Annotated in this window: 5 protein-coding genes, 1 tRNA gene and 2 pseudogenes; 5 read left to right on the plus strand and 3 right to left on the minus strand. The window is 31.7% G+C overall.

Features of this window, described 5'->3' with window-relative positions:
* Positions 1-204 precede the first annotated feature (204 nt).
* Together DVW83_RS14180 and DVW83_RS14185 are read left to right on the plus strand one after the other, a co-directional pair.
* On the plus strand, positions 205-1,419 hold the full coding sequence (locus DVW83_RS14180) for a hypothetical protein (RefSeq protein ID WP_104661059.1): 1,215 nt from the start codon (positions 205-207) through the stop codon (positions 1,417-1,419).
* 112 nt (positions 1,420-1,531) lie between these two features.
* Positions 1,532-1,605, plus strand: a tRNA-Met gene (locus DVW83_RS14185).
* 257 nt (positions 1,606-1,862) lie between these two features.
* Here the strand turns inward: DVW83_RS14185 and DVW83_RS15755 are convergent.
* Positions 1,863-2,126 (minus strand): tyrosine-type recombinase/integrase, encoded by a 264-nt coding sequence (locus DVW83_RS15755; RefSeq protein WP_224784464.1) that lies wholly within the window; start codon positions 2,124-2,126, stop codon positions 1,863-1,865.
* Between the two features lie 341 nt (positions 2,127-2,467).
* Positions 2,468-2,713 carry an N-terminal phage integrase SAM-like domain-containing protein gene (locus DVW83_RS15760; protein ID WP_224784463.1) on the minus strand — a complete coding sequence of 82 codons (246 nt, stop codon included), beginning with the start codon at positions 2,711-2,713 and terminating at the stop codon, positions 2,468-2,470.
* Between the two features lie 48 nt (positions 2,714-2,761).
* On the opposite strand from DVW83_RS15760, the gene DVW83_RS14195 reads away from it, so the two are divergent.
* The 3 genes and pseudogenes from DVW83_RS14195 to DVW83_RS15765 form a co-directional block, all read left to right on the plus strand.
* Complete coding sequence (locus tag DVW83_RS14195; RefSeq protein WP_104661060.1) at positions 2,762-2,959, plus strand: hypothetical protein; 198 nt, start codon at positions 2,762-2,764, stop codon at positions 2,957-2,959.
* 13 nt (positions 2,960-2,972) lie between these two features.
* Positions 2,973-3,221: a hypothetical protein gene (locus tag DVW83_RS14200; RefSeq protein WP_104661061.1), complete on the plus strand. Its 249-nt coding sequence runs from the start codon at positions 2,973-2,975 to the stop codon at positions 3,219-3,221.
* Between the two features lie 203 nt (positions 3,222-3,424).
* Positions 3,425-3,522 (plus strand): annotated as a pseudogene (locus DVW83_RS15765) (toxin PIN); the annotation flags it as partial.
* Positions 3,523-3,737: 215 nt separating this feature from the next.
* Here the strand turns inward: DVW83_RS15765 and DVW83_RS14210 are convergent.
* Positions 3,738-4,199: pseudogene (locus tag DVW83_RS14210) on the minus strand (CPBP family intramembrane glutamic endopeptidase); the annotation flags it as partial.
* Between the last annotated feature and the right edge of the window lie 75 nt (positions 4,200-4,274).

Raw genomic sequence — 4,274 nt, forward strand, 5'->3', positions numbered from 1 at the left:
GAAAATATATTAAGTTTGATCAATGAGAGACCGGTAAAACATTGTATAGTATTTTACACAGGATTATGGACTTGACTTTGATTTTTCTTAATATTTATTTTTTAAAGAAAATATCGGATGAAATGGGCTATTATCTTTTTTATCGAAATACAATTAAATTAGAAATATAAATTTAAAAAATTATTTTGGTGTGGAGGATAAAGGATGCTTGACGAAGTAAAGATAGATTCATTATTAAGATTAGCAAAGTCTAAAAGACATAGACTGATTAATTCTAAAGATTATGGAGAAATAATGATTCAATTATTGTTGCAATTATTGAATTTAGATTCTTCTCATTTTACTTTTTCTAAGTTAACTCCTTATAAACAAAATATCGAATTATTAGCAGTATATCAAGAATATGTGAAATGTAATTTGGAAATGTTTAATCATAGAAATATTGATTTGATAGACTCTTCGCTGGAAAATAGTATATACAGTTCAATCGAACCACAACTTGTAAGTAACTATATTGATAGTCTAGTTGTTAATAATCAAGATAGTTTTTTAATTCTACCTGTATCAATTATATTCTTTGAAGAGGAAGAAAATGATTGGTATGGCCATGAAGTTGGCGCAATTCTAAGAAAAATAGAAGATGATATTGTTGTTTCTATCATTGATAAAGCGGATACCAGGATAAAAGATAGATTACAAGTATCTCCCGATATACTTGACGGGAAACCTCAATCTAATGACAAGAAAGGAATTGTAGAGTATCAATACAAAATAAAAAATAGTCCAAAGAATATTGAAGAATTATCTGATGTTTTGAAATTAGGTCTATTGACAGATGATGAATATATAGATAACCAAGTAAACATATTAATGGAACATAAGGTGCAAGAAATGTTCTTTTATGAATTAAGTTCATTGGCACATTCAGAAGAATGGGGGACGAAGGTAGGAAATTATCAACAATATCTTGATAACTGCTTTGCAAAAGAAATTGATGGTGCGATTAAATTTGTATTATTTGATACATCTGATGCTGATCTTTTGAAAAGTGAATCAAAACAAAGTTTACAAGAAAAAATTCAACATTGTTCACTAAATCCAAAACGATATTCTACGAAAGAAGTGTCCAAAGATATAGTAGCCATTATTGAGAAACAATTTGAAATATTAAAATTTGATCCACAGGTTTACAAAAGTCTTCTAACTGAAGTCTTTCAACATTATTTGCAGTTGAAAGAAGTTAGACAAAGTAGTTTTGTTCAAAAAAAAATCCAAACAACAGAAGCTAGCAAAATATATAGTCAAAGAGACTTCACGATTCCTAAACTTCAATCCACGAGTGTCAAACCGAATGAGTTCAAACTCAATCTAAAATCATTATCTAGTGAAAAGAAGGAACAACGGGAACAACAGATATAGGATGTAAATACTTTTATCCATCTTGAGACTATCTGTGATTAAGACGGGTAAAATATAATGGGTATTGTCTACTGTTTTTACTATATATAACTAATCTATTCTTAGCCAATTCGTACCCTTAGGTCAGTTGATCAGAGCAGACGTCTCATAACCGTCCGAGCGTAGGTTCGAGTCCTACAGGGTACATACTTTGAGTGATTTAAGTTGCGAATAAAATATAAAAAAGAGTACCCCTTTTGGTACCCCCAATAAAGAAATATATGTAATTAAAAGATGTATTTCAATTATTTAAAAAGCTGATGATAAGCGAAAAACACTTAAAATCAGCTTTAAACCCTATTCTCGAAATCCGGCGAGCCGGCTAATACCGGCGCGCAGGTTCAAATCCTGTACCTTCCTTATATAACTTTTCGCCTCTATTTTTTTGTGTGAATACGTTCTGCTTAAATACCGATATATTTTGCGAATTGCGCTGCTGTTTTTTCTTTTCGTTTGTCTATAATGTGGATATATAGATCCATAGTGATTTGAATAGACGAGTGGCCTAAACGTTCTTGTACGTCCTTAATATTTGCACCAGCTTCTAAAAGTAAACTAGCATGTGTATGTCTAAGACCATGAATAGTAATACGTTTAAGATTATTTTGTTTGATAATCACTTCTAACCATTTCCTTTGTTCTAATCGCCATTTCTTCAAGATGTTCATAGTTTCCTCATCGACTGGTATATCTCGTTTAGAATTTTTGGTTTTTGGTTGCTCTACATAAAGGCCTCTATTTTTTCCTCTGGCGAGAGTTTTATTTATCTTGATATAATTCATTAAAATCAATATCTTTCCATGTGATGGCTAAGAGCTCGCCTACCGCATTCCTGTGAAGGCGAGTATTCGAAAAAAAGAATACATACGAATATCTTTTTTATTTTCTACTGATTTCAAAAAGATTTCTAGTTCTTCTTTACTAAAAAAGTTTGAAGTATCTTCTTCATGAACAGAGACCTTTCTTTTTGGAACTGTGATTTTTTTTAATGGATTATCTTGTAGATATCCTAATTTAATAGCATAATCACATATACGCGGAGCGTTATTGATAAATTCTCTATACAACATAAATTCTTTACCTTTTCATTAGCGAACTTTTGAGTTATATCAATCGTTATTTTGTTGATTTTATAAGCGCCAAATGCTGGTAATATATGATTCGCAAACTGTTCTTTTGTTTTGACAAAAGAACTTTCTTTTACTGTTTGCTCATAATTTACGATCCATAAATCTAATGTGATAAATTCTGTCAATCGTAATGTTATGAATCAGTTAGGACTACCTGAAGTGGAGGACGGCAAGTGAAAGCAAAAGAATTAATACCAATCCTACAACTTAATCCTGAAGCGGAAGTCTTAATATCAACCGTAAAATATTACGAACGTAGTTTCCAAGATACTGGATACAAAAGAGCGCCTAATCAAGAGATTGGATGTGTAAGGATCAATAAACAATCAGGAAATATTTATTTAGAAGGCGGAGAAGAGAGAAGTATCTAAAGGAGGAACAGCGATGAAAATTAATGAAATTAAACATAAAATATCAAATAGTTCTGTTATTTCAAAAAGTAACGGATATCAAGCTGGCTATATTGCTATGAGGGATTTTGCTATGAAGTTGCTGAATCAATTAGATGAATCGCAGAAGCCAGTTGTTCCGCAATATATGGTGGAGTGGATTGAGAAATTGCGTAAACAAATGGTTCCATATCATTTTGAATCAGGTACGAGATTTGTGGTGCTTATAGGCAGAGACTTCTAAAAAAGGGCTGACCCTGATTAACGAAGAAATCCGGCAGTGGCTTGAAAAATATGGAAATGAAGTGATATTGTCTAATGCCATTGATTACGGCTACGACAATAGAACGTTTCGAGGTTAGAGATACGGTCTTAGAGAAGCGAAGAGAAGATATTAGGGAGAGGATGAAAAATCCGTTCAAGCTAGGGTATTGAGGCGGACGCGGAATGAACGACAGACACCGTAGAGTAGCAAAACTAAAGAAGCAAGAGCTGAATGTAGCAAAAGCAAATTTGAAAAAGAATATGGATTTTCTGCAGAGAAAGCAATGATTACAGTTGTTTTTTTGCAAAAAACTTGGACAGATTTATTAATAGTGTTTGCGAGGCTTTTGCTTCATTCGGTAAAAGTTTACAAGAAAAGTAAAATGGAATATCTAAAAAAAGAAAACAAAGTGCTAAAAGGAGCGTTGAGAAAGACTGAGTACTCGTATGTAGATGACAAATAAAAAAGCCGGATCGCTCCGACTGATTCAATAAATCAAGAAAAAAACAATACTATTAGTATAGTTGAAAAATCAAATAAAACATGTACGATCCAGCTTGTAATAATTGAATTACTTTTTATCGCTGCTTGGTTAAAAATAATTCGTGCTACGCCTTGAATTAAAAGAATATGAACTAAAGTATGGAAAATATTCCCGCTGTAATAAGTAGAAAAATGAACTAATCCAAATATGACAGCAGATAGTATACTAGCGACAGATAAATTAAATTTACTAGAAAATATGGATAAAAAATAGATGGAAAATAATTCTTCGCCTAACAACATGATGGGAATGGTTATAAATAATAATGGACTAAATCCTTCATTAACAGGGTTACTTTGCAGAGTCCAGTGTAACGCATATTTTAAAATAAGTGCGACACCCATACTTACTACGAGATTAAGAAAAAAGTATTTAATAATATTTTTAAAAGGAGAAATCGGTCTTGAAAAAAGTCAAGTCCATAATCCTGTGTAAAATACTATACAATGTTTTACCGGTCTCTCATTGATCAAACTTAATATATTTTC

This window comes from Enterococcus sp. VV15 (assembly GCF_005236045.1).
In the GTDB taxonomy this organism is placed as follows: domain Bacteria; phylum Bacillota; class Bacilli; order Lactobacillales; family Enterococcaceae; genus Enterococcus_B; species Enterococcus_B durans.

Coding starts and splice junctions, on each gene's coding strand:
- DVW83_RS14180 (WP_104661059.1), top strand. CDS start 205: ATGCTTGACGAAGTAAAGATAGATTCATTATTAAGATTAGCAAAGTCT.
- DVW83_RS14200 (WP_104661061.1), top strand. CDS start 2,973: ATGAAAATTAATGAAATTAAACATAAAATATCAAATAGTTCTGTTATT.
- DVW83_RS15755 (WP_224784464.1), bottom strand. CDS start 2,126: ATGAACATCTTGAAGAAATGGCGATTAGAACAAAGGAAATGGTTAGAA.